Annotated in this window: 19 protein-coding genes; 17 read left to right on the top strand and 2 right to left on the bottom strand. The window is 54.7% G+C overall.

Going from position 1 to position 20042, the window contains the following annotated elements; translation table 11 throughout:
• Positions 1-69: 69 nt before the first annotated feature.
• A complete protein-coding gene (locus tag LF95_RS00195; RefSeq protein ID WP_073953144.1) occupies positions 70-1035 on the bottom strand; it encodes a TAXI family TRAP transporter solute-binding subunit in 966 nt (321 codons plus the stop codon).
• A gap of 529 nt (positions 1036-1564) precedes the next feature.
• Between LF95_RS00195 and LF95_RS00190 the strand changes: the two genes are divergently transcribed.
• The 6 genes from LF95_RS00190 to LF95_RS00165 all read left to right on the top strand — a co-directional run bounded on the left by LF95_RS00190 (position 1565) and on the right by LF95_RS00165 (position 8794).
• A complete protein-coding gene (locus tag LF95_RS00190; RefSeq protein WP_073954719.1) occupies positions 1565-2929 on the top strand; it encodes an MFS transporter in 1365 nt (454 codons plus the stop codon).
• Between the two features lie 265 nt (positions 2930-3194).
• Complete coding sequence (locus LF95_RS00185) at positions 3195-5387, top strand: malate synthase G (RefSeq protein ID WP_073953143.1); 2193 nt, start codon at positions 3195-3197, stop codon at positions 5385-5387.
• A 432-nt stretch (positions 5388-5819) separates the two neighbouring features.
• The gene (locus tag LF95_RS00180; protein ID WP_073953142.1) at positions 5820-6656 is read left to right on the top strand and encodes an ABC transporter substrate-binding protein; all 837 of its coding nucleotides are present in this window, start codon (positions 5820-5822) and stop codon (positions 6654-6656) included.
• Between the two features lie 76 nt (positions 6657-6732).
• A complete protein-coding gene (locus LF95_RS00175) occupies positions 6733-7404 on the top strand; it encodes an amino acid ABC transporter permease (RefSeq protein WP_073954718.1) in 672 nt (223 codons plus the stop codon).
• A complete protein-coding gene (locus LF95_RS00170) occupies positions 7404-8138 on the top strand; it encodes an amino acid ABC transporter ATP-binding protein (protein ID WP_073953141.1) in 735 nt (244 codons plus the stop codon). The genes LF95_RS00175 and LF95_RS00170 overlap by 1 nt, the downstream gene beginning before the upstream one ends.
• Positions 8135-8794 carry an amino acid ABC transporter permease gene (locus tag LF95_RS00165; protein ID WP_073953140.1) on the top strand — a complete coding sequence of 220 codons (660 nt, stop codon included), beginning with the start codon at positions 8135-8137 and terminating at the stop codon, positions 8792-8794. The genes LF95_RS00170 and LF95_RS00165 overlap by 4 nt, the downstream gene beginning before the upstream one ends.
• A gap of 81 nt (positions 8795-8875) precedes the next feature.
• Here the strand turns inward: LF95_RS00165 and LF95_RS23485 are convergent, their stop codons facing one another.
• On the bottom strand, positions 8876-9202 hold the full coding sequence (locus tag LF95_RS23485; protein WP_073953139.1) for a M24 family metallopeptidase: 327 nt from the start codon (positions 9200-9202) through the stop codon (positions 8876-8878).
• A 507-nt stretch (positions 9203-9709) separates the two neighbouring features.
• Here LF95_RS23485 and LF95_RS00150 point away from each other — a divergent pair.
• From LF95_RS00150 to LF95_RS00100, 11 genes are all read left to right on the top strand, one after another.
• Positions 9710-10417, top strand: coding sequence for an MtnX-like HAD-IB family phosphatase (locus LF95_RS00150; protein WP_215905636.1), 708 nt, complete (start codon positions 9710-9712; stop codon positions 10415-10417).
• 14 nt (positions 10418-10431) lie between these two features.
• Positions 10432-11844 carry an aspartate aminotransferase family protein gene (locus LF95_RS00145; protein ID WP_073953136.1) on the top strand — a complete coding sequence of 471 codons (1413 nt, stop codon included), beginning with the start codon at positions 10432-10434 and terminating at the stop codon, positions 11842-11844.
• Positions 11845-11848: 4 nt separating this feature from the next.
• Complete coding sequence (locus LF95_RS00140) at positions 11849-12799, top strand: arginase family protein (RefSeq protein WP_073953135.1); 951 nt, start codon at positions 11849-11851, stop codon at positions 12797-12799.
• The gene (locus LF95_RS00135; protein WP_073953134.1) at positions 12796-13146 is read left to right on the top strand and encodes a DMT family transporter; all 351 of its coding nucleotides are present in this window, start codon (positions 12796-12798) and stop codon (positions 13144-13146) included. The genes LF95_RS00140 and LF95_RS00135 overlap by 4 nt, the downstream gene beginning before the upstream one ends.
• Positions 13143-14048 (top strand): alpha/beta hydrolase, encoded by a 906-nt coding sequence (locus tag LF95_RS00130; RefSeq protein ID WP_215905635.1) that lies wholly within the window; start codon positions 13143-13145, stop codon positions 14046-14048. The genes LF95_RS00135 and LF95_RS00130 overlap by 4 nt, the downstream gene beginning before the upstream one ends.
• On the top strand, positions 14026-15189 hold the full coding sequence (locus tag LF95_RS00125; protein ID WP_083607424.1) for a GNAT family N-acetyltransferase: 1164 nt from the start codon (positions 14026-14028) through the stop codon (positions 15187-15189). Before LF95_RS00130 ends, LF95_RS00125 begins: the two co-directional genes overlap by 23 nt.
• On the top strand, positions 15186-15584 hold the full coding sequence (locus LF95_RS00120) for an EamA family transporter (protein WP_073953133.1): 399 nt from the start codon (positions 15186-15188) through the stop codon (positions 15582-15584). The genes LF95_RS00125 and LF95_RS00120 overlap by 4 nt, the downstream gene beginning before the upstream one ends.
• 139 nt (positions 15585-15723) lie before the next feature.
• Positions 15724-17190 (top strand): TolC family protein, encoded by a 1467-nt coding sequence (locus tag LF95_RS00115; RefSeq protein ID WP_215905634.1) that lies wholly within the window; start codon positions 15724-15726, stop codon positions 17188-17190.
• Complete coding sequence (locus LF95_RS00110) at positions 17187-18323, top strand: ABC transporter permease (RefSeq protein WP_073953131.1); 1137 nt, start codon at positions 17187-17189, stop codon at positions 18321-18323. Before LF95_RS00115 ends, LF95_RS00110 begins: the two co-directional genes overlap by 4 nt.
• A 3-nt stretch (positions 18324-18326) precedes the next feature.
• On the top strand, positions 18327-19040 hold the full coding sequence (locus LF95_RS00105; RefSeq protein WP_073953130.1) for an ABC transporter ATP-binding protein: 714 nt from the start codon (positions 18327-18329) through the stop codon (positions 19038-19040).
• A gap of 4 nt (positions 19041-19044) precedes the next feature.
• Positions 19045-19965, top strand: coding sequence for an efflux RND transporter periplasmic adaptor subunit (locus tag LF95_RS00100; protein ID WP_073953129.1), 921 nt, complete (start codon positions 19045-19047; stop codon positions 19963-19965).
• The last annotated feature ends 77 nt before the right edge of the window (positions 19966-20042 follow it).

Raw genomic sequence — 20042 nt, 5'->3', positions numbered from 1 at the left:
GAAACAGAAGGCCCGGCATGACGCCAAACGGCATACCGGGCCACAAGGGCAGATAAAGTTTAAAAACGCTTATTTTTGCACGTCACGCACCGGAAAACCAGCTTCAGCGTAATAGCGCAGGGCTCCGGGATGAATCTTGCCCTTGATGTTGGCAAGCATTTCGGGTGTCACGCCTTTCCACCATTTTGCGTCCTGGCCCATTTTGGTCTTTTGATCCCAAAAGGTTTTGGTCAGAGCATAGGCGGTATCATCATCCATTGCCGTGGTGGCATAGGCAATGACCGACAACGACGATGTATGAATATCTTTGGTCTGGCCGTTATAGCTTCCGGCAGGAATCACCGCCAGATCACGCCCGGTTTTGGCGATCTGTTCGTCACTCAGCGACAGCACATTGACATCCATGCCCGCCGCGGCCTCGATCACATTGGGGGCAGGCCAGGAACCGGCCGTCACAAAGGCATCGATCTGGCCGTTTTTAAGGGCAGCAACCGCATTGGAAAGCTCGGCACTAGCCAACTCTACCTTGTCTTTCAGACCAAACAGTTCCAGGTATTTTTCGCCTTCTTTCGCGCCAAAGGACCCCTTGCCCAGCAGCACGGTTTTCCCGGCCAGGTCATCGAGGGTGTTAATACCGCGATCAGCCCGGGCGACAAAGTGCATGGTCAGCGACGGAATGGGAAACAGGGCGCGAATTTCGGCAAATTTTTCGGTCGGACGGCCTTTGAAGGCCCCCTTGCCTTCGCGGGCGGCTTCAACCAGTGCGGGTGGCGATGTGAACATATAGTTTCCCGGGCGGACCGAGGCTTCCATCACATTCTGTACCGACCCCTGGCTTTCCTCGACCGTGACAATAATATCACCATTCGTGCCGGTTTTGGTGGCCTCGGCAAGTTGGGCGGCCATCTGGTAATAGGATGATGCCGATTTTGCCGATTTAAGCGTCACCCGCGTTTCGGCCTGTGCGGCGGTGCTTAATCCGCCAAGCAGGCTTATCCCTGCGGCAATGACGCCAATTGTGCGCAATATTTTCAAGGGTATCCTCCCGTTTCTCGGCCAGCCCTGTGAACATTGATTCTGGCCGTTTGCATCTCGTAACATCTCTGTTGCGCAAAATTCTGCCCAAAAAACGGACCAATTGCGCAAAACTCAACCCAATTCAGCTCATAGAAAGCATCTGGTATGCAAAGGTCAAGTACCTTATCGCGCCGGTTTGCGAACCAACAAAACCGGCAATTTATTTATTCTGGCGATGTTTTTATTCCCGTTATTCCCGCCGCCGCCCCCGGCATGAGGGTCGGCAAATAAATCGCCCCTTGGGGGCATGCCGGCATTTCGTGCCACGGTTGCAAATTGAAGGCTGGCATTTGCGTGCAAAATGCCCTATGTGCGGGCAACTATATACATAGGGTCACCTGCCTTTTCGCAAAGATGGCCGGGAACACCCCGTCTCAGGATACGTTTCTGAAAAGATTTTACGTTTCACCCCGTCAGATTGACAGGCCCCCTGTCGATCCGGCAGGGTATTTTTTCTGCATATTGCAACGCCCCAGAGGTTTTGACCATGCCGCGTTCCCCCATCGCGATGATAATTGCCCTTTCGGCAACACTTTTTGCAGCCTTCACCCTGAATTCGGGGTCGTCGCTGCAATCGTCGCTGCTGGCATTGCGCGCGTCATCCGAAGGCTTCGCCCCGATTTATACCGGTATCATTATGGCTTCGTACTATTCCGGTTTTGTTGGTGGCATTCTCTGGGGGGCGTCCCTTGTGAACCGGGTGGGGCATATACGCACCTTTGCCGCCCTCGCCTCTACCGGGTCAGCCATCACCCTGCTGCATGCAATTTTTGTCGATCCCATCACATGGTCGCTGTTTCGCGCCATGACCGGGCTGTGCCTGTCGGGCCTTTATCTTGTCGTGGAAAGCTGGCTGAACGAACAGGTTGATAACAATTCGCGCGGCGCCATGATGGCCTCCTATATGACCGTCTCGCTGGGGGGATTGGCGCTAGGGCAGCTCATGCTCAATCTGTCGCCCATTTCCGGGTTCGAGCTCTTTACCCTGGCGTCGGTTTTATTGTCCCTTTCACTTGTGCCCATTGCGCTGACCCGGCAACCGCCCCCTGCAGCGGTGAGCGGCGAACGCATGAAATTGCGCCGCCTGTTTAAAATTTCGCCTTTGGGCTTTGTCGGCGCAGCAGGCAGCGGCGTGTTTTCGGGCGCGATTTATGGTGTCGGGCCGGTGTTTGCCGCCGATCTGGGCCTGCCAACAGCCAGCATCGCCACCTTCATGTTTTTCGTTATTGTCGGCGGCATGATTCTGCAATGGCCAATTGGCCGCGCATCCGACATGGTGCCCCGTCAATATGTGCTGATCGCCATGCTGGTCGGGCTGATCTTTACCGGCCTTGTCCCCTATGTCATGCCCAATGTCATTCGTGACAATCTGTCAATCTGGGGCGGAGTGCTGGGCGTGTTCACCATGCCGATCTATGCCATTTCCGTTGCCTATGTGAATGACTATCTTGACCCCGATGATTTCGTACCCGCCAGTGGCGCACTTTTGATTGTTTATGGCGGGTCTGCCGCCTTTGGTCCGATTGTGGGCTCGATGTTCCTGGATTATTTCGGCCCCTGGGGCTTGCCGCTGCTGTTTTCGATTGTCGCCTTTTGCATGGCTGTCTTTGCCACCTATCGTGCCGGTTTTGGCCGTCGTATCAGCCTCGAAGAACAGGGCACATTCGTTGCCGTGCCGCGCACAACACCAATGGTAACTGAACTTGCCCCGATGGGTGAGGACACAGAAACTGAAACGGATGCGGATGCTGAAGCTGAAGCTGAAACAGAAAATAGCGAAAACACCGCCCCTTCCGAAGCTGCAAATATTTCCGGCACGACAGGATCAGATACGCCCAAAACACGCGATTAACGCATATCCATGTCTCGAAAAGGGGCCATTTGGCTTTATTTTTAGCGCCATTTTTAACGCCCTTTTTCACCCTCTTACAGTCCCAGAAAAATTTGATCCCCTCGGCAAGGATCATTTTGCCGGCTCAAACGTTTTCCATAATGCGGAAAACATCCCACAAATTTGAAAGCTGTAGTGGACCCGGGGTGGGAGTGGCACCTATGCTGTCGTCCAACAGTCAGGCACTTGTGGGCCTGGTGCATCATGATCACTGGCGAGAGGAAACATGACCCAAAGAATCAGCAAAGGTGGCCTTCAGATTGCAACCGTGTTGCACGATCTGGTGGCAAACGAAGTCCTACCGGGTACCGGCGTGGACGCGGACGCCTTCTGGGCATCTTTTGAACAGCTGGTGACAGAACTGGGCCCGCGCAACCGCGCCCTGCTGGCCAAACGTGACGAATTGCAGGCCAAAATTGACGAATGGCACCTGTCGCGCCGCGATCAGGCCCGCGACCCTGCTGCCTATAAGGATTTCCTGTCGGAAATCGGCTATCTGCTGCCCGAAGGTGAGGATTTTTACATCACCACCACCAATGTTGACCCGGAAATTGCCCGTGTCGCCGGGCCGCAGCTGGTGGTGCCTGTCATGAATGCGCGCTATGCGCTTAATGCGGCCAATGCCCGCTGGGGCAGCCTCTATGACGCGCTTTATGGCACCGATGTGATTGACGAGGCCGATGGCAAGGAAAAAGGCACATCCTTTAATCCCAAACGGGGTGCCGCTGTCATTGCCTATGCCGCCAATTTCCTGGACCATGCCGCACCGCTGGCCAATGGCGTACACGAGGATGTTGTCAAATATGAAGTCCGCGACAATGGCGCGGGCTGGTGGGCGCTGCAGGCCACATTGAAGGACGGCACCGAAACCGCTCTGGCCCTGCCGTCGCAATTTATCGGCTTTAATGAAAAGGATGATGCCATCAGCGCCATCCTGCTGCGCAATCATGGCCTGCATATCGAAATTTCGATTGATCCGACCCATTTCATTGGCAAGGACCACCCGGCCCATGTTGCCGATGTGATGATGGAATCCGCCCTGACCACCATTCAGGATTGCGAGGATTCCATCGCCGCCGTTGATGCCGAAGACAAAACCCTAGTTTACCGCAACCTTTTGGGCCTGATGAAGGGCACGCTGGAGGAAAGCTTTGAAAAAGGCGGCAAAACCCTGACACGTCGCCTGAATGCGGACCGCACCTATCAGGGCTTTGATGGACAGGAAGTCACCCTGCCCGGCCGCAGCCTGATGCTGGTGCGCAATGTCGGCCATCTGATGACGACCGATGCCGTGCTTGATGCCAATGGCAACGAGGTGCCCGAAGGGTTCCTGGATGCCATGATGACCGCCGTTATTGCCAAGCATGACCTGGAGGGCAATAGCAGTGTCACCAATTCCCGCATGGGCAGCATTTACATCGTCAAACCGAAAATGCACGGCCCGGAAGAAGTCCAGCTGACCAGCGACCTGTTCGCCTTTGCCGAAGAAGCCGCCGGTTTGCCAGCCCATACCCTGAAGGTCGGCATCATGGACGAGGAACGCAGGACCACGATCAATCTGAAGGAATGTATTCGCGCGGCACAGGACCGGGTTGTGTTTATCAATACCGGCTTCCTGGATCGCACGGGCGATGAAATCCATACCAGCATGGAAGCCGGGCCGATGGTGCGCAAGGAAGCCATGAAGGATCAGTACTGGATTCATGCCTATGAAAACTGGAATGTCGATGTCGGCCTTGAATGCGGCATGAAGGGCATTGCCCAGATTGGCAAGGGCATGTGGGCCAAACCGGACCGTATGGCCGAAATGATGGAAGCCAAAATCGGCCACCCCGAGGCCGGGGCCAATTGCGCCTGGGTGCCATCACCCACGGCAGCCACCCTGCATGCCATGCACTATCACAAGGTTGATGTGCGTGCCGTGCAGGATGAAGTCGGCAAGCGCGAACGCGCCAGCCTGGATGATATTCTCGCCATCCCGCGTTTGGGCGACCAGCACCCGATGCGCAGTGAAATCCAGGCCGAACTGGACAACAATGCCCAGGGGATTCTGGGGTATGTCGTGCGCTGGATCGATGCCGGTATTGGCTGTTCCAAGGTGCCCGACATCAACAATGTCGGCCTGATGGAAGACCGTGCAACCCTGCGTATTTCCAGCCAGCATATTGCCAACTGGCTGCATCATGGCCTGTGCGATGAAGAACAGGTCTTGGAAACCTTAAAACGCATGGCCGCCATTGTTGACAAACAAAATGCTGGCGACCCCGAATATCGCAATATGGCACCAAATTTTAACGATAGCGTTGCCTTCCAGGCCGCCTGCGACCTGATCTTCAAGGGCCGCGCTCAACCCAATGGCTATACCGAACCCGTTCTGCATGCCCGCCGCCGCGAGGCCAAGGCAAAATACGGGGCGTAAGCCACCCTTGGCAAAAAATATCCATTCGGAATGGTGTAAGCCTTCCCCGGTTCAGATACAGACACACCCCGCCCATTTGTGGCGGGGTGTTTTTTTTGTAATGACACAATAAAAAAGAAATAACTTTAAGTTGATGATCATTTGAAAAAACATTCATAAATACATACGCAATATTACTTAAAATAATATACTAAAAATAGAGTCAAAATTTTATCCATAACACCAATATATTTCACAAATAAACTCAAACTTCCCCTTTAATTTCCGAAATTTGTCTCATTTTCTGAGACATTATTTGTATTAGACATTTTTTTATTTACTGATTATGTTGTGAAACATCATCGTCACTTAAAACAACACAGAATGGAAATGCGATTGTTCGACTGGGCAATATCGACGCATTCCATCAATCAACATATCAGGAGGCTATAAATGAAAAGCATCTTACGAAAACTAGCGCCTGCGGCTGTCATGCTTGCCATGACAAGCTGGGGATCAGCCCATGCGCAGGCCGAAACACTAACCGCTGGGGTCGAAGCTGCCTTTCCGCCCTGGGCCTATGTCGAAGACGGCAAATATAAAGGCATCGCCATTGATGCCATGCGGGCCATTGCCAAGGACCAGGGGCTAGATGTTGAATTTAAGGACCTGCCCTGGCCATCCCTGATCCCCGCTCTGGTCAAAGGGCGCATTGACATGCTTGTTACCGGGCTGAATGTCACCCCGGAACGCGCCAAGGTTCTGGATTTCACCATCCCTTGGTGGGAAAATGACGATGAAATCCTTGTTCCCAAAGATTCCGACAAAAACCTGATCACAGCCATGTGCTGTGGTGCCACGGTTGGCGCCCAGGGCGGTGCCACCCAGTATAAATGGCTGGAAGACAACCTGGCCTCGAACGACAAAGTTGATATGACCCTGCGCGGTTATGAAGACTATGTCACTGCCATTGCCGACATGCTGGCCGGGCGTCTGGATGCGGTTGTCACATCAACCGATACCGCCGAAGATTTCATTGCCAAGGGGCGGCCAATCAAGATTGCCGGCACCATCCAGCAAAACCAGCCCCAGGCACTTGCCGTGGAAAAGGGCGACCCCAAAAAATTGCTTGGCAAAATCAATGCCGGGATCATGAACATTTATAAATCCGGCGAGTGGGCCGAGATTGTGCATCGTTATGCACCGCAATCAACCATTCGCGAGATTCCGACCACGATGCCAGCCTATGTCGATACCTATCAGGGTGACATTCCCGGTTATACAAAATAACTGACGGCACGCCGTATTGCTGCGCATCACGTCGCGGCAATACGGCATTTCTTTTCGTTCCAACGAGCATGAAAACATGATTTTCGAAACGTTGATAAGCCAGATGCCCTATCTGGCACATGGCCTTGCCGTCGCCATCGGGTTGCTTGTTTGCCTGTTGTCACTGGGCCTTGTCTTGGGGCTGATACTAGCGACCCTGGAAGTTTACGGCCATTGGAGCCTGCGGCTGGCCTGTGTCGCCTTCGAGCGCGTTTTTCGCGGCATTCCGGCCATTGTGCTATTGCTGCTCTTTTATTACGGCGTCACCGATTACATCGAAATGGGGTCGTTTACAGCAGCCGTTCTGGCCCTTGGTTTACGTTCGGCGGCCTATCAGTCGCAAATTTTTCGCGGGGCGTTTCTATCCGTTCCCAAAGGACAAATGATGGCGGCCCGCGCTATGGGCATGAACAAGCTGCTGGCCATCCGCGATATTGTTTTGCCACAGGCTTTGCGCATGTCCATCGGTCCCTGGACCAACGAATTTTCCAGCGAATTAAAGGCAACGTCGCTTGCCTATGTCATCGGTGTTGTCGAACTGACCCGTCAGGCCAAATACATCATCTCGAATACCCAGGGGAATATCCTGATCGTGTTTGGTGTGGTGGCGCTGATGTATTTTGTCGTCAATCGCGCAGGCAACTGGGCACTGTACCGGCTTGAAAACCGCCTTGCTTTGCCGGGCTTTGAACACAGGGGAGACGCATAATGCTGCTGCGTGTTGAAAATATTCACAAAAGTTACGGCGCAGTCGAGATTCTCAAGGGCGTTTCCTTTGACATGGCACCAGGGCAATCCAAGGTCATCATGGGGCCCTCGGGCACCGGGAAATCAACACTTTTGCGCTGCGTTAATCATCTGACCCCGCCTGATCAGGGCCGGATTTTTGTTGAAGGCGAAGAACTGACGGCAAAAAATCTCAATGCAATGCGCCAGAAGGTCGCGTTTGTTTTTCAGGATTTCAACCTGTTTACCCATCTGCGCACGGTTGAAAATGTTGCCATCGGGCCGCGCAAATTACGCGGTTTTGACAAGAAAGCCGCGCTTGACCTTGCCTATCAGGAACTGGACCGTGTTGGGCTGTCGGACCGGGCGGATGCCTATCCCGCAGAGCTTTCCGGCGGGCAGCAACAGCGTGCCTCGATTGCGCGCGCCCTGGCAATGGAACCCAAGCTGATTTTGTTTGATGAGCCCACCAGTGCGCTGGACCCGGAACTGACCGGTGAAGTGGTTTCGGTGATGAACAAGCTGGCATCCGAAGGCATGACGATGCTGGTCGTCAGCCATGAAATCGGTTTTGCCCGCAAGGCCGCCGACGAGGTTATTTTTATGGAAGGCGGCAAGATCATTGAACAGGGACCACCATCGCAATTGTTTGAAGCCCCGCAACAGGACCGCACCCGTGTCTTTCTGAATGTGATCGAGCATGGAGGCGACGCATGAGCGCGTGGCTCGATTTTGCACTGGAACATTTACCCTATGTGCTTGAGGGCGTGCCCACCACATTGGGGTTGTGGGTCTCGGCAATGGTCATTGGCGCGATATTGGGGCTGGCTTTGGCATGGGCGCGCATTTATGGCAACCGGCCAATTTATGCGATTGCCACGGTCTATGTGGAAATCTTTCGCGGCACGCCAATGCTGGTGCAGATGTTGTTCATTTATCTGGGATTACCGGAAATTGGCATCACATTTGACCCGCTCACCGCTGCCATCATTGCCATTGGCCTTAATACCGCCGCCTATCAAGCCGAATATTTGCGCGGCGCGGTGCGCTCTGTTCCTGCCGGGCAAATGACGGCGGCCCGCGCGCTGGGCATGGGCCGTTTTCAGGCCTTTACCACCATCATCCTGCCCCAGGCCTTGCGCCGGGTTATTCCCCAATGGTCAAACGAGGCCATTTTGGAACTGAAATACACCTCGATCGCCTATGCGATTGGGGTTACTGAAATCACGGCGCGGGCCGAAAAAATCGGCTACGAAACCTTCCAGTTTTTCGAGGTCTTTTTGCTGATCGCCGCGATTTATGTGGTCATGACCAGCATCGTTGCGCAACTTCTGCATCTGCTGGAAAAGAAAGTTTCCGTTCCCGGGCTTTAAACCGCGCGGAAAACAAAAACGAAATACCGGCTCACATTCATACCCCTGCCCCGTATGGCGGGGGTATGGTGCTGACGACCTTCAGGTCAGAATTTCATAGCCTTTGGGCGTGACCACCACCGTATGCTCATATTGCACGGTGGGCGCACCGGTATCGGCATACAGGGTCCAGCCATCATCCTTGTCTTCGGTCGCCCATTCCAAGCCAAGGGATAAAAACGGCTCGATAGTAATCACCTGACCCTTTTTAAGGGTGCGGCGCTCGCACAACGATTTCCTGGAGTTGAAAAGTTTAACGGTATAGTCGTCTGCGCCAATGCGCAAAGCCTGCATCTTGCCCAGATCGTCAGCAAGCTCCATCATCATGGTAACAGGCGTATCGAACACCCGCCCGATGGCAGCAAGCACTTCGCATCCGTCCTAACGCGACAGCTAGATATCCAGTATCCAGCACGACCAGATCCGGCCTAAGGCGTTGGTGATGGGCCAATCCAACTTTACCGCCACCTGCAGTAACAACGCGGAAGCCTTTGCATCAGCGCCATTGGTTCAACATGCCAACGTCGTGATCGCTGCCCGGCTTCGATATTCTGCTCGCAGTTAGGACAACTTATCCTTGCGCGTTAATCGGTGACATTGCCGACATATCCCCGCTCCACCGAATATGAAGATTTTCTCGACGTTTTCTCGACAGACGCGGCGTATTTCTCTTTCCGCCAGCTCGGCCTCGGCAAGCAGAACCGTTCCGTTTCCCGACGCGCTGGATTTGACGGAGAGCTTTTCAAACATGAAAAAATCAAAAACTGACCAATCGCCGATGAAATCCTCTTTTTATAGGGCGGATATTTCAGCAGGGTTTGGCCATTTGGCTATTCATCGCCACACATTTCGCGTTTCCGGGCATTCCAGCGTCGCATGTACAGAGATGGTGCGCTGATGCACGCCTATTGCGATTTTGATGGCACGATCGCTACGATCGACGTGACGGATGCCGTTCTCGAGCGGTTTGCCGCGCCGGAGTGGCGCGACATAGAGCAGGCCTGGGAAGCAGGACGGATCGACGCGCGACAATGCATGAGTGCACAAATCACACTCATCCAAGCGGCCATGAACCAAATAGATGAATTTCTCGACACGGTCGAAATCGATCCTGAATTCCCTGAATTCGTCCGCTGGTGCTCGAAAAATTCGATCCCCGTAACCGTCGTCAGCGACGGCGTCGATCGCTTCATTCACCGCGTCTTGTCCAATCATGGCCTTGGCCGTCTCGACATTATTGCCAATCGCCTCTGTATCGAAAAAACCGAAAACCGCGTCCATTACCAACTGGAAGCACCGTTTATGCAGTCCGCCTGCCACGCTGGATCCGGGGTCTGCAAATGCGCCGTCGTAGCATCGAACATACCCCACATCTATGTCGGCGACGGGCGAAGCGATTTTTGCGTCTCGGCACAGGCGGACCTGCTTTTCGCCAAGCACAAACTCGCCACGCATTGCACCGGCAATTCCATTCCGTTCGTTTCCTACACGACTTTCAAAGATGTCCAAGCTGAAGCCGCCGCACAGCTTCAGCACATCTACACCGCCCACGGCGTGGGTTCTCACCTTTCAAAAACTGCCTGATCAGGAACAAGAAAGTGCATTCACTTATCAAGCCGATTGACGGCCATGACGACATTACATCCGAAGACGAACTCCGTCACCTTGAGGACATCTATTGCTCCCACGGCGACACCGTCCACTACACCGATCATCCCAAATTTTTCACCGGTTGTGACGGATCTTTCATGTATGACGAGACAGGTACAGCCTTCCTCGATCTACAGATGTGGTACTCTGCTGTTAATTTCGGGTACCGCAACCCCCGCCTTAATGCTGCAGCCCATCGCCAGCTCGATACCCTGCCACAGGTCGCTTCGCAATATCTCCATCGCGAGAAGGTCGAACTGGCGACGATGATTGCCCAGGACGCGGAAAGAAAGTTTGGCTGCAAGGGTCGCGTGCATTTCAATGTCGGCGGTTCGCAGGCCGTCGAGGACTCGCTGAAACTTGTCCGGAACTATTCGGGCGGCAAAAGCATGATGTTTGCTTTCGAGGGGGGGTATCATGGTCGCACCCTCGGCGCCACCTCCATCACCTCTTCCTACCGTTACCGCCGCCGTTACGGCCATTTTGGTGAACGCGCACAATTCATCGAATTTCCATATCACTTTCGCGGCCCGAAGGGCATGTCGAAAGAGGAATACGGTCACTATTGCGTCCAGAAGTTCGCCCGCCTTTTTGAAAGCGAATATAACGGCGTCTGGGATCCGAAAGCCGGAAAATCCGAATATGCGGCCTTCTACATCGAGCCGATCCAGGGCACCGGCGGCTACGTTATTCCGCCAATGAACTTTTTCGTCGAGTTGAAGAAAGTGCTAGATGAGCACGGCATTCTTCTTGTCGTCGATGAAATCCAGATGGGCGTTTATCGCACCGGTAAACTCTGGTCGATCGAACATTTCGGCGTTTCCCCTGATATTCTGGTGTTCGGCAAGGCAATCACCAACGGTCTCAACCCGCTGTCCGGCATATGGGCGCGCGAGGAGATGATCAACCCCGGGATTTTCCCACCCGGCTCCACACACTCCACCTTCGCCAGCAACCCGATGGGAACGGCCGTCGCCCTCGAAACACTCAAAATGGCTGAAGAAGAGAATATCGGCGCCAGTGTCATGGCGAAGGGCGCCGTCTTCCTCGATGGTCTGCAGCAGTTGCAGCGCAAACACGCGATCGTCGGCGAAGTGGATGGGCTCGGCCTTGCACTTCGGATGGAAATTTGCCGCGACGACAGCTTCACGCCTGACAAGGCCACACTCGACTGGATGTCCGATGAGGGCATGAAGGGCGACATGGTCGTGAACGGGCGCAAATACGGCCTGGTGCTTGATGTCGGTGGTTACCACAAGAACGTCATCACGTTCGCGCCAAACCTCAACATCTCTTTCGACGAGATCAATCTGGCAATCGCGCTGCTTGACCAGCTTCTGACCCGCGCCGAACGGAGGTAATCTCGTGGACACACTTCTGCTCCATCTCGACGATGCCCTGCTTCTGCAGCCAACCTTTGTTGATGCGGCACTTTCGGTGAACGCGCGCGAGGTTGACGAACGACGCTGTGGAAGCGCTGTTCGTCTCTGGAGCAGGAGAGAGTCGCTCGGTCTGTTAAAACCCAGTGTAGCACGCCCCGCCGGCGTGTCCCCGTCCCCCCGACTGTGTTTTCTCGGATCGGGCGACTTTCATCATGTCTCAGCCCTGCTGATTGCCGAAGCGGCAGAAAGCTTCGATGGACCTTTGACGGTCATCCATATCGACAACCATCCAGACTGGGTCAATTTCGACAATGGTGTCCATTGCGGCTCATGGGTCAACGAGGTCGCGAAACATAGAAACGTTCAAAAAATCATCACGCTTGGTGTGTGCAGCGGGGACCTGCAATCGCCAGAGCGAAAAAGAGCGAACCTGGATAATCTGGCCAACGGCAAGGTTGAGCTCTACCCTTACGACCACCTGCCCAGCCGCGTCAAACACGACTATAGCGAGAGTGCCAGCTACACCCAATCGGGCGGCCATCTCATCTGGTCGACCATGAAAAAGATGGGGCTGACAGCATTCAGGGAGCACCTGCTGTCGAGGATATTCACGTCCAATGTCTACATCACAATCGACAAGGATTGCCTGTCTCTGGACGATGCCATCACCAATTGGGATCAGGGCCAATTACGGCTTTCTGCGATCCTTGAGCTGTTAAACGACATCGCTTTAAGACACCGCATCGTAGGGGCGGATGTCATCGGTGATTATTCGTCACCGATCTATAGCGGCCCCCTGCTCACACGACTTCTGAAGCAGGGGGAAATCTTGATCGACCAGCCTCTAAGCGCCCCAGATGCGGTGATGACCCGAGATCGCAACACCCTTACCAACCTTACTCTTTTAAGGTCGTTTTCGGAAATACTGGCATGACGGACGGGCTCAATAAAACAATGCTTGCTCTCATTCTGTTCTGCGTGCTGACGGAGGCCGGCAGGGAAATCTGCTTCAAATTCGCCTCCGCCAAAGACAGGGGCAACATTTATCTGCATCCATGGACGTTAACCGGGATCGTGTTCTGGGGCGTAGAGCTCGTCGCCTGGACCTATGTCCTTGCGCATGTTGCGCTTTCCATCGCATTCCCGCTGATGGCCTCGAGCTATGCCGTTATCACTATTTTCGGGGCCATTCTGTTTGGGGAAACCATCAGTCTGCGGCATTCCATCGGTGTTGCGCTGGTATCGGGCGGCGTCATCTGCGTGGGAGTATCAGGATTATGACGTTTTCTTTCGCTGACTCTCAATCCGGCTTTGCGCGCTCTTTACTCACCGCCTCGGCAGAAGAAAAAATGCCAGTGTTCAACCCGTCAAATGATGGCCTGTCTTTTTTCGAAGAGGGTACGAACGGTAAGGCCGTCATGCTCGTGCATGGCATGAGTGGCGCCCCTGCCGAAATGCGTCTGGTGGCGCGGCAGTTCAGGCGCAGGGGGTATTCGGTTTTTGCTCCCCTGCTCGCCGGGCACGGGCGTGGGGAAGCAGCCTTGCGGCGTTCCCGCTTCGAAGACTGGCTTGACAGCATCGCAACTGCAGCCGACTGGCTGGCAACACGCAGCGATACCGTCTATGCCGCTGGCATCTGCGTTGGTGGCAAGCTGACACTTCTCGCATCGCATATGAAATCATCCCCGATCCAGTCCGTCGCCCTCTATTCCCCCTGCTTTCACTTCGACGGCTGGAATGTTCCTCGCTATTACGCGATCCTCTCACCGCACATCAGATGGATCAGGATGATACCCTTCATCGATCGCCTCAACTTCAGCGAAACGCCTTCCCTTGGCATCAAGGACGAACGCCTGAGGCGCATCATTGCAGGAATGGAAAACGAAGGCGTTCTCAGCCATTTCCCCGGCCGCGGCCTCATCGAAATGAACCGGCTCAGCCGTCATCTCAAAAAGCATCTGCCTGCGATCACCACTCCATCCCTCATCATCCATTCAACCAAAGATGATCTCAGTGGCCCAGACCATGCCCGCTACATCGCCGCAAAGCTTGGCGGACCAAAAGCGCTGTACTGGTTGAACAACAGCTATCACATGATCCACGTGGACAGAGAGCATCGCAAGGTCGCCGATCTCTCCGCACAGTTTTTCGAGACGAAACATGCTTTTAGAAACCCGATTTGAGATTGATGACGGGGCGGGTGTCAATTCCCGAAACCTCGAATTTCTGATCCACGACACGCTTGCGACCATCGACAGGGATGCTTGGGATGTGTGTTTTAAGGCAGATATAGAACGCTACGATTATTTGCTTGCAGTCGAGCAGGCTAATCTTGTCGGTTTCGAATGGCGATATGCAACGATCAGCTATTATGGGGTCGTCGTGGCCGCCGCTCCGATTTTTCTATGCGATTACCATCTGGAAACGACGCTGGAAAGAGGACGGCTCACGTCCCTTGTCGAAGGCATCCGCAAAAAATTCGCCCGCTTTTTATCGCTCCGGCTTGCCTGTATCGGCTCTCCCTGTACAGAGTGCGCGAACATCGGCATACATCCGGATATTCCCGGCGGTTGGGAAGCTGATGTGATGGCCCATTTGCTGGAGTGCACGGAACGATGGGCGCACATGTCAGGATATGGCCTGTTCGCGCTGAAAGACGTGCCGATGCCTCTTGGGCGAGCACTTTCGACAGCAATCCACAAACGCAAGTTCGTCACCATGCCCGGCTTGCCAACCGCATGGCTGCGCATCGACTTTCCCGATATTGACACCTATCTCGCAAGATTGTCTTCTTCGACACGCAAGGACATGCGCCGCAAATGCCGTGCAGCCTCCAAGGTTACAGTGGAGAGGGTCACCGAACTTGGCGACATGTTGCCCCGCTTTCTCGAACTTTACCACGATACCCGTAACCGAAGCGAATGGCAGTTCGAAGAACTGACGTCGGACTACTTCACAGGTATCCTGTCAAACTTGCCCGAAAATGCGTTCTGCACCGTCTATCGCGTTGGCGACGACATCCTTGCCTTCAATCTGCTTTTGCACAACCGCGATCTGCTCATCGATAAATTCTTCTGCATGGATGCCGTCCGCGGCAAGCCTTACAACCTTTATTATCTCAGCTGGTTCGAAAATCTTCGCTTTTGTCTCAAGCATGGGCTCACCCGATATCAAAGCGGGCAGGCCTATTACCAAAACAAGCTCCGCCTCGGCAGTACGCTAACGGCTAACGCCATGTTTTTCAGGCACCAAAACCCTGCTCTTCACAGGGTACTGAAATGGATTTCCCCACTTTTCAGCTCCGATGGATTGGAGAAACAATGAAGGATCTCTCAACGCTTTGGCTCTCCATCCCGTTTTTGAACACGCTGCAGCAGATTTTTCTCAAAGAGAGCGCGGACCATATTTCCGGCCAGTTTGGCATCACATGGATCATCGAACTTGTCTCATCCCCATGGTTCATTCTCGCCATCATCGCCGAAATCGTCTGTTTCGTCCTGTGGCTACGTGTCCTAGCAAGGATTGATCTGTCGAAAGCGTTTCCTCTTTCCGCGATCAGCTATGTTTTCGTGCTCGCAAGCGCATGGCTTTTCTATTCCGAACAGGTCTCCGGCCTCCAGTTGGGCGGCAGCGCGCTGATTATTGCTGGCGCCTGGTGCGTGTCAACCGCACCTGGCGAAAAGTCGATACCGGCTTCCCCGAGCAAATCTGCGCAGTGACGGTGCTAAATCTGAAGCCTGCAATGACCTTGGGAGAGGTGATGAATGCGACGGCATCCATTCGAATTGCCGGATCGGGGGCCGGCAATAAGGATCAACAACGATTTTTCCGGGTAGTGCGTGCTTCATGTGGTCCAAAATGAATAAGGTGCATCTTGATTGGTGTGATCTTTCGGGGTCAAATTGCTATGTGGTCTTGAAGCGGTATCGCTGGGTCTTCATGGCCCTGCTCCTATCGTCCTGCTATCAAGGGGGTTCGACCTTTTCGGACATTGCACTGCCGGAGTTACCGCCGCAATTCTCGCTGATGGGCGGGCAGCGGCCCAACTCAAAAAGCGAAGCGTGGTGGCTGGCGTTCAATGACCGCCAGCTCAACGCCATCGTGGCGCGTGTTCAGCGGGGGAATCTGACCGTCACGCAGGCCCGCGAGCGACTGGCGGCTGCGGCTGCCATTGCACACTCTGCATCTTCCGGCTTCCTGCCCAATGTCGGCCTTTCGGGTTCTGCAACGGCTTCGAGCAGCAACACAAGGGTAGACGACATTTCCCGTCGTCCAGTCCAGCTCAATCTTGAAACCGGATGGGAAATCGCTCTTTTCGGGCAAGACAAACTGGCCCAGAAATCCGCCGATCTGGATGGGCGCATGGCCGCCGAAGACGTCAATGCCGCAAAGCTCTCCGTCATCGCGGAGGCCGCAACAAGCTATATTCGCTTGAGGGCATTGCAGCACCAGCGGCAAAATGCCGATCTCCTTTCCTCCGCCAAGGCAAAGGCCAGGGATATAGCGACCGTGCGGTTCCGCAGCGGATTGGCGACAATGCTCGAAGCACAGTCAGCGACCGACGTTAGTGCCGCGATGGCGCAACAAAAGCGTGTTCTCGACAATGCTATTGCAGACGAAATCCAGCGCATTGCCGTGCTTCAGGGCGTAGCGGAAGACGATGCAGCACTGTCAGTAATCAAACCGCAACCCGTCGCAGACAAAGTGCTGGTCAAGGCGGTCCCGGCCGATGTGCTTCGCCAGCGTCCGGATGTCCGAAGGGCTGAATTCGCCGTCCTCAAGGCGGGAGCCGAGGTGGGAATTGCAACGTCCGATCTTTATCCGAAACTCCATCTTTCAGGAATGATTGGCATCGGGTCGCCCGTCTCCGGGTCCATCTTTGGCATCATGGGTGGTCCGTCATTACAGATGCCCCTCTTCGACTACGGGAAACGACTGGATGTCGTGGAAGCGAAAAAAGCGCAATTGCGTGAAGCCGTCGCGGCCTACCGACAGACGGTACTTGTCGCTCACGGCGAAGCTTCGTCAGCCTTGCGCGCGCTTCTCACCGCGCGGCTCGAAACTGCGCGTGCAAGATCAGCCTACTCGACGGCTGAAAAAGGCTCGGCTGAAGCTCAATTACTATCCCGCGAAGGACTGTCGGACCCATCCATCCTTGTCGCCCGCCAACTGGCAGCCCTGGAAACCCGCCGTCAACTCACCGATGCCACCAAAGACGAAGCGGAAGCACTGATTGTTTTTGCAAAAGCGACGGGCGGAAGTCTGAGCGCGGAAGCACAGGATATCGCAACCTCCCCTGATAAACGGAGGAAAAACGGTTCATGACGGTCTCGATTGCGCGCAAGACTTTGATCCACGAGTGGCGCCGTTTTTTACCCGCAACGATCGCGATCGCCTTCTCTGGCGTCCTGATGACGGTTCAAGGGGCGTTGTTGCTGGGCATTGTGGGCGCCAATAGTCTTTATGTCACGCAATCCACCGCCCAATATTGGGTGGGATTTCCCGGAACACAGAGCGTCGATCTTGGGCGCACGATCCCGGCGAGTGTGGCGACAAATCTCTATGCCGAGCCGGCCATTTCGCATGTGGAGTCCATACTGTTCGGCTCCGGCGACTGGAGAGGCACGCACGGTGGTGGCGGTGTTAGCGTGACGGTGCTCGGTATCGATACCGCAAATGATGCCGAGGCGCTCGCGCGCATCATTCCCGGTTCGCTTCGAAACGAATTGAACGAGCCCGGCACGGTTGTCGTTGACATTGCGGACGCATCGAAGCTTTCCGCGAAAAAGGGCAGTTATGCCGAAGTGAACCTGCACTCGGTGCGGATCATCGGCTATATTGACGGCCTTCGCGGCCTGGGAGGCGTCAATGTCGTGGCCTCACTGGAAACCGCCCGAAATCTCGATCAAAGCCTGCCCGGCGACAGCGGCGCCACCTATTTCCTCTATGACCTTAAGCCGGGTACCAATGGCCCCGCTATTCAGGCGCGACTGAACAGCGATTCCGACACACGCCGCTTCGAGGTCTGGTCGGCCGACGAACTCGCATCGATGACGACGATGTACATGCTAATGGATTCAGGTGCGGGAATTGCGTTCATTTTCGCAACATTGATCGCCGTCATGATCGGCGCCGTGATAACGAGCCAAACCTTGATGAGTGCCGTGGCAGGAACCGTTCCGCAATATGCAACCTTGAGAGCCCTAGGCGTGCCCTTTGACCGGTTGCGTTTCATCGTCATCGAACAGGCAGGCTGGGTCGGTCTTTTCGGCTTTGTCATCAGCATGTTTCTAAGCGTGGCCATCGCCTTGATGGCGGCTGTTTACCGGGTTCCTTTCGAATTGCGCTTCAGCATCATCGCCTCGTCCTCAACGGTAGTGCTTCTTGTCGCGGCTGTCGCCTGTCTCCTGGCGATACATCGTTTGCGGGATACCGATCCCGCCACGCTTTTAAGGTGAACCATGTTGCCTGCCCTCAGCGCGCGTAATCTCGGTAAGTCGTTTACGATACACAATATCCATATGCAGGCGTTGTCGGATGTCTCGGTGGATATATTCGCTGGCGAATTCACGCTGCTGACCGGGCCGTCCGGCTGCGGCAAAAGCACGCTCCTTGCAATCCTCAGCGGCATGACCAAAGCAGACGAAGGCTCCGTCAATGCCGGGGATGTCATGCTCTCGTCATTGAGCGACCAAGCGCGGGATGAATTTCGCCTGAAGAATTGCGGGTTTGTTTTTCAGGGGTTCAATCTTTTCCCCGGCCTGACTGCGGTCGAACAGGTGCAGATACCTCTCGATTACATGTCAGTTCCGGCGGCGGAGGCCCGTGAGCGGGCCATCGATGCTCTGGCCAGCGTGGGTTTGTCAAAGAGAAGCCATCTGCGGCCGGCGGAAATGTCCGGCGGTGAAAAGCAGCGCGTCGCGATTGCCCGCGCCATTGTCAAAAAACCTGCCATTCTATTCGCAGACGAACCGACGAGCGCCCTCGACAGCGAAAATGGGCGTAACATCGTCGAGATTCTCCAATCCATCGCAAAAGACTCCGGTTCCGCGGTGTTGTGTGTTTCGCACGACATGCGTCTCGTCAAGCAGGCTGACCGTGTCCTCCAGATGGAAGACGGACGCTTGTTCAGGGACGTCCGCTCCTTCTCCGGTAAGAGTTCCACAGGATCTTGAAGTCATGAAGTTTTTCTCTCGTATCAAACGTCCGGCAATGACAACGATTTCCGCTGGCCTGATCGGCGTGGCGCTGTTGTATTTCACCACGCTTCCCCCAAGCGCACAGGAAAACACCGACCGACCGGATCTGGTCGGTCGCCCCATCCTGGCTGCCGCAAGGGGGGTCGTGGATATCCCGGGCGGTCTTTTTCGGGTCACCTCCCCCCGGGATGGTATCGTCGCATCCTTGCTGGTGCACGAGGGCGATCAGGTCAAGGCGGGGGACGTGATGGCGATACTCGATTCAAGTCAGGAATCGTTATCGGTAAAGATCGCATCGGAGGAAGCCCTGCAGGCCGAAGAGCAATATAATCTTCTGCAAATGAAGATGAAAAATCTTTCTCGCCAGGCAGACCGGGTTAAACGTGCCGCAGCGGCAAATGCTGTCTCGGCTCAAGCCCTTGATGACGCACTCGCGGCCAGGGACAATCTCGCCGGCGAACTGAAAGTGGCCTCCTCGGTTCTCAATGTCGCCAGGATGCGGCGTGATATTGCCAAGCGCGAGGTCGAAATACGAACAATTCACGCTCCCGTTGACGGTTTCATTATTCGACAGGGCATCAAGGTCGGAGAATTTGCCGCCGCGAGCGGGGCAACAGTTGTCTTCACGATTCTTCCTGAAGGCCAAAAAATCGTAAGGGCTGAGATTCCCGAACAGTTTCTCGACAACATCAAACCCGGAGTACCTGTTGAGGTGGTTGCAGAAGACAGAACAGGGCAGGCATATCAAGGCCGCATCAGCCGCATTTCTCCCGTTTTGATGCAGTCAACCGGCATATCCGGCGAACGCAACGACATTCGCACCGCAACTTCGACAGTCATGCTGAGCCCCGACGCTCCGTTTCGGGTAGGACAGCGGGTCATTATTCGTGTCTATAAATAGCTTCAAAGGTCTTGAAGTCGACCCGTACAAATCTGCGATCAAACCCAACCGGCGCTCACCGCTCCGCGAGAGCAGAC

Source organism: Thalassospira sp. TSL5-1 (assembly GCF_001907695.1).
Taxonomy (GTDB): Bacteria; Pseudomonadota; Alphaproteobacteria; order Rhodospirillales; family Thalassospiraceae; genus Thalassospira.
The sequence above is the reverse complement of the archived record's forward strand: the minus strand, read 5'-3'. Positions and strand labels throughout refer to the sequence as shown.

Excerpts from the sequence above, each read along its gene's own strand:
- LF95_RS00175 (WP_073954718.1), top strand. The coding sequence starts at position 6,733 with ATGATTTTCGAAACGTTGATAAGCCAGATGCCCTATCTGGCACATGGC.
- LF95_RS00165 (WP_073953140.1), top strand. The coding sequence starts at position 8,135 with ATGAGCGCGTGGCTCGATTTTGCACTGGAACATTTACCCTATGTGCTT.
- LF95_RS00170 (WP_073953141.1), top strand. The coding sequence starts at position 7,404 with ATGCTGCTGCGTGTTGAAAATATTCACAAAAGTTACGGCGCAGTCGAG.
- LF95_RS00185 (WP_073953143.1), top strand. The coding sequence starts at position 3,195 with ATGACCCAAAGAATCAGCAAAGGTGGCCTTCAGATTGCAACCGTGTTG.
- LF95_RS00110 (WP_073953131.1), top strand. The coding sequence starts at position 17,187 with ATGACGGTCTCGATTGCGCGCAAGACTTTGATCCACGAGTGGCGCCGT.
- LF95_RS00150 (WP_215905636.1), top strand. The coding sequence starts at position 9,710 with ATGTACAGAGATGGTGCGCTGATGCACGCCTATTGCGATTTTGATGGC.
- LF95_RS00125 (WP_083607424.1), top strand. The coding sequence starts at position 14,026 with ATGCTTTTAGAAACCCGATTTGAGATTGATGACGGGGCGGGTGTCAAT.
- LF95_RS00115 (WP_215905634.1), top strand. The coding sequence starts at position 15,724 with ATGAATAAGGTGCATCTTGATTGGTGTGATCTTTCGGGGTCAAATTGC.
- LF95_RS00190 (WP_073954719.1), top strand. The coding sequence starts at position 1,565 with ATGCCGCGTTCCCCCATCGCGATGATAATTGCCCTTTCGGCAACACTT.
- LF95_RS00105 (WP_073953130.1), top strand. The coding sequence starts at position 18,327 with ATGTTGCCTGCCCTCAGCGCGCGTAATCTCGGTAAGTCGTTTACGATA.
- LF95_RS00100 (WP_073953129.1), top strand. The coding sequence starts at position 19,045 with ATGAAGTTTTTCTCTCGTATCAAACGTCCGGCAATGACAACGATTTCC.
- LF95_RS00130 (WP_215905635.1), top strand. The coding sequence starts at position 13,143 with ATGACGTTTTCTTTCGCTGACTCTCAATCCGGCTTTGCGCGCTCTTTA.
- LF95_RS00120 (WP_073953133.1), top strand. The coding sequence starts at position 15,186 with ATGAAGGATCTCTCAACGCTTTGGCTCTCCATCCCGTTTTTGAACACG.
- LF95_RS00180 (WP_073953142.1), top strand. The coding sequence starts at position 5,820 with ATGAAAAGCATCTTACGAAAACTAGCGCCTGCGGCTGTCATGCTTGCC.
- LF95_RS00135 (WP_073953134.1), top strand. The coding sequence starts at position 12,796 with ATGACGGACGGGCTCAATAAAACAATGCTTGCTCTCATTCTGTTCTGC.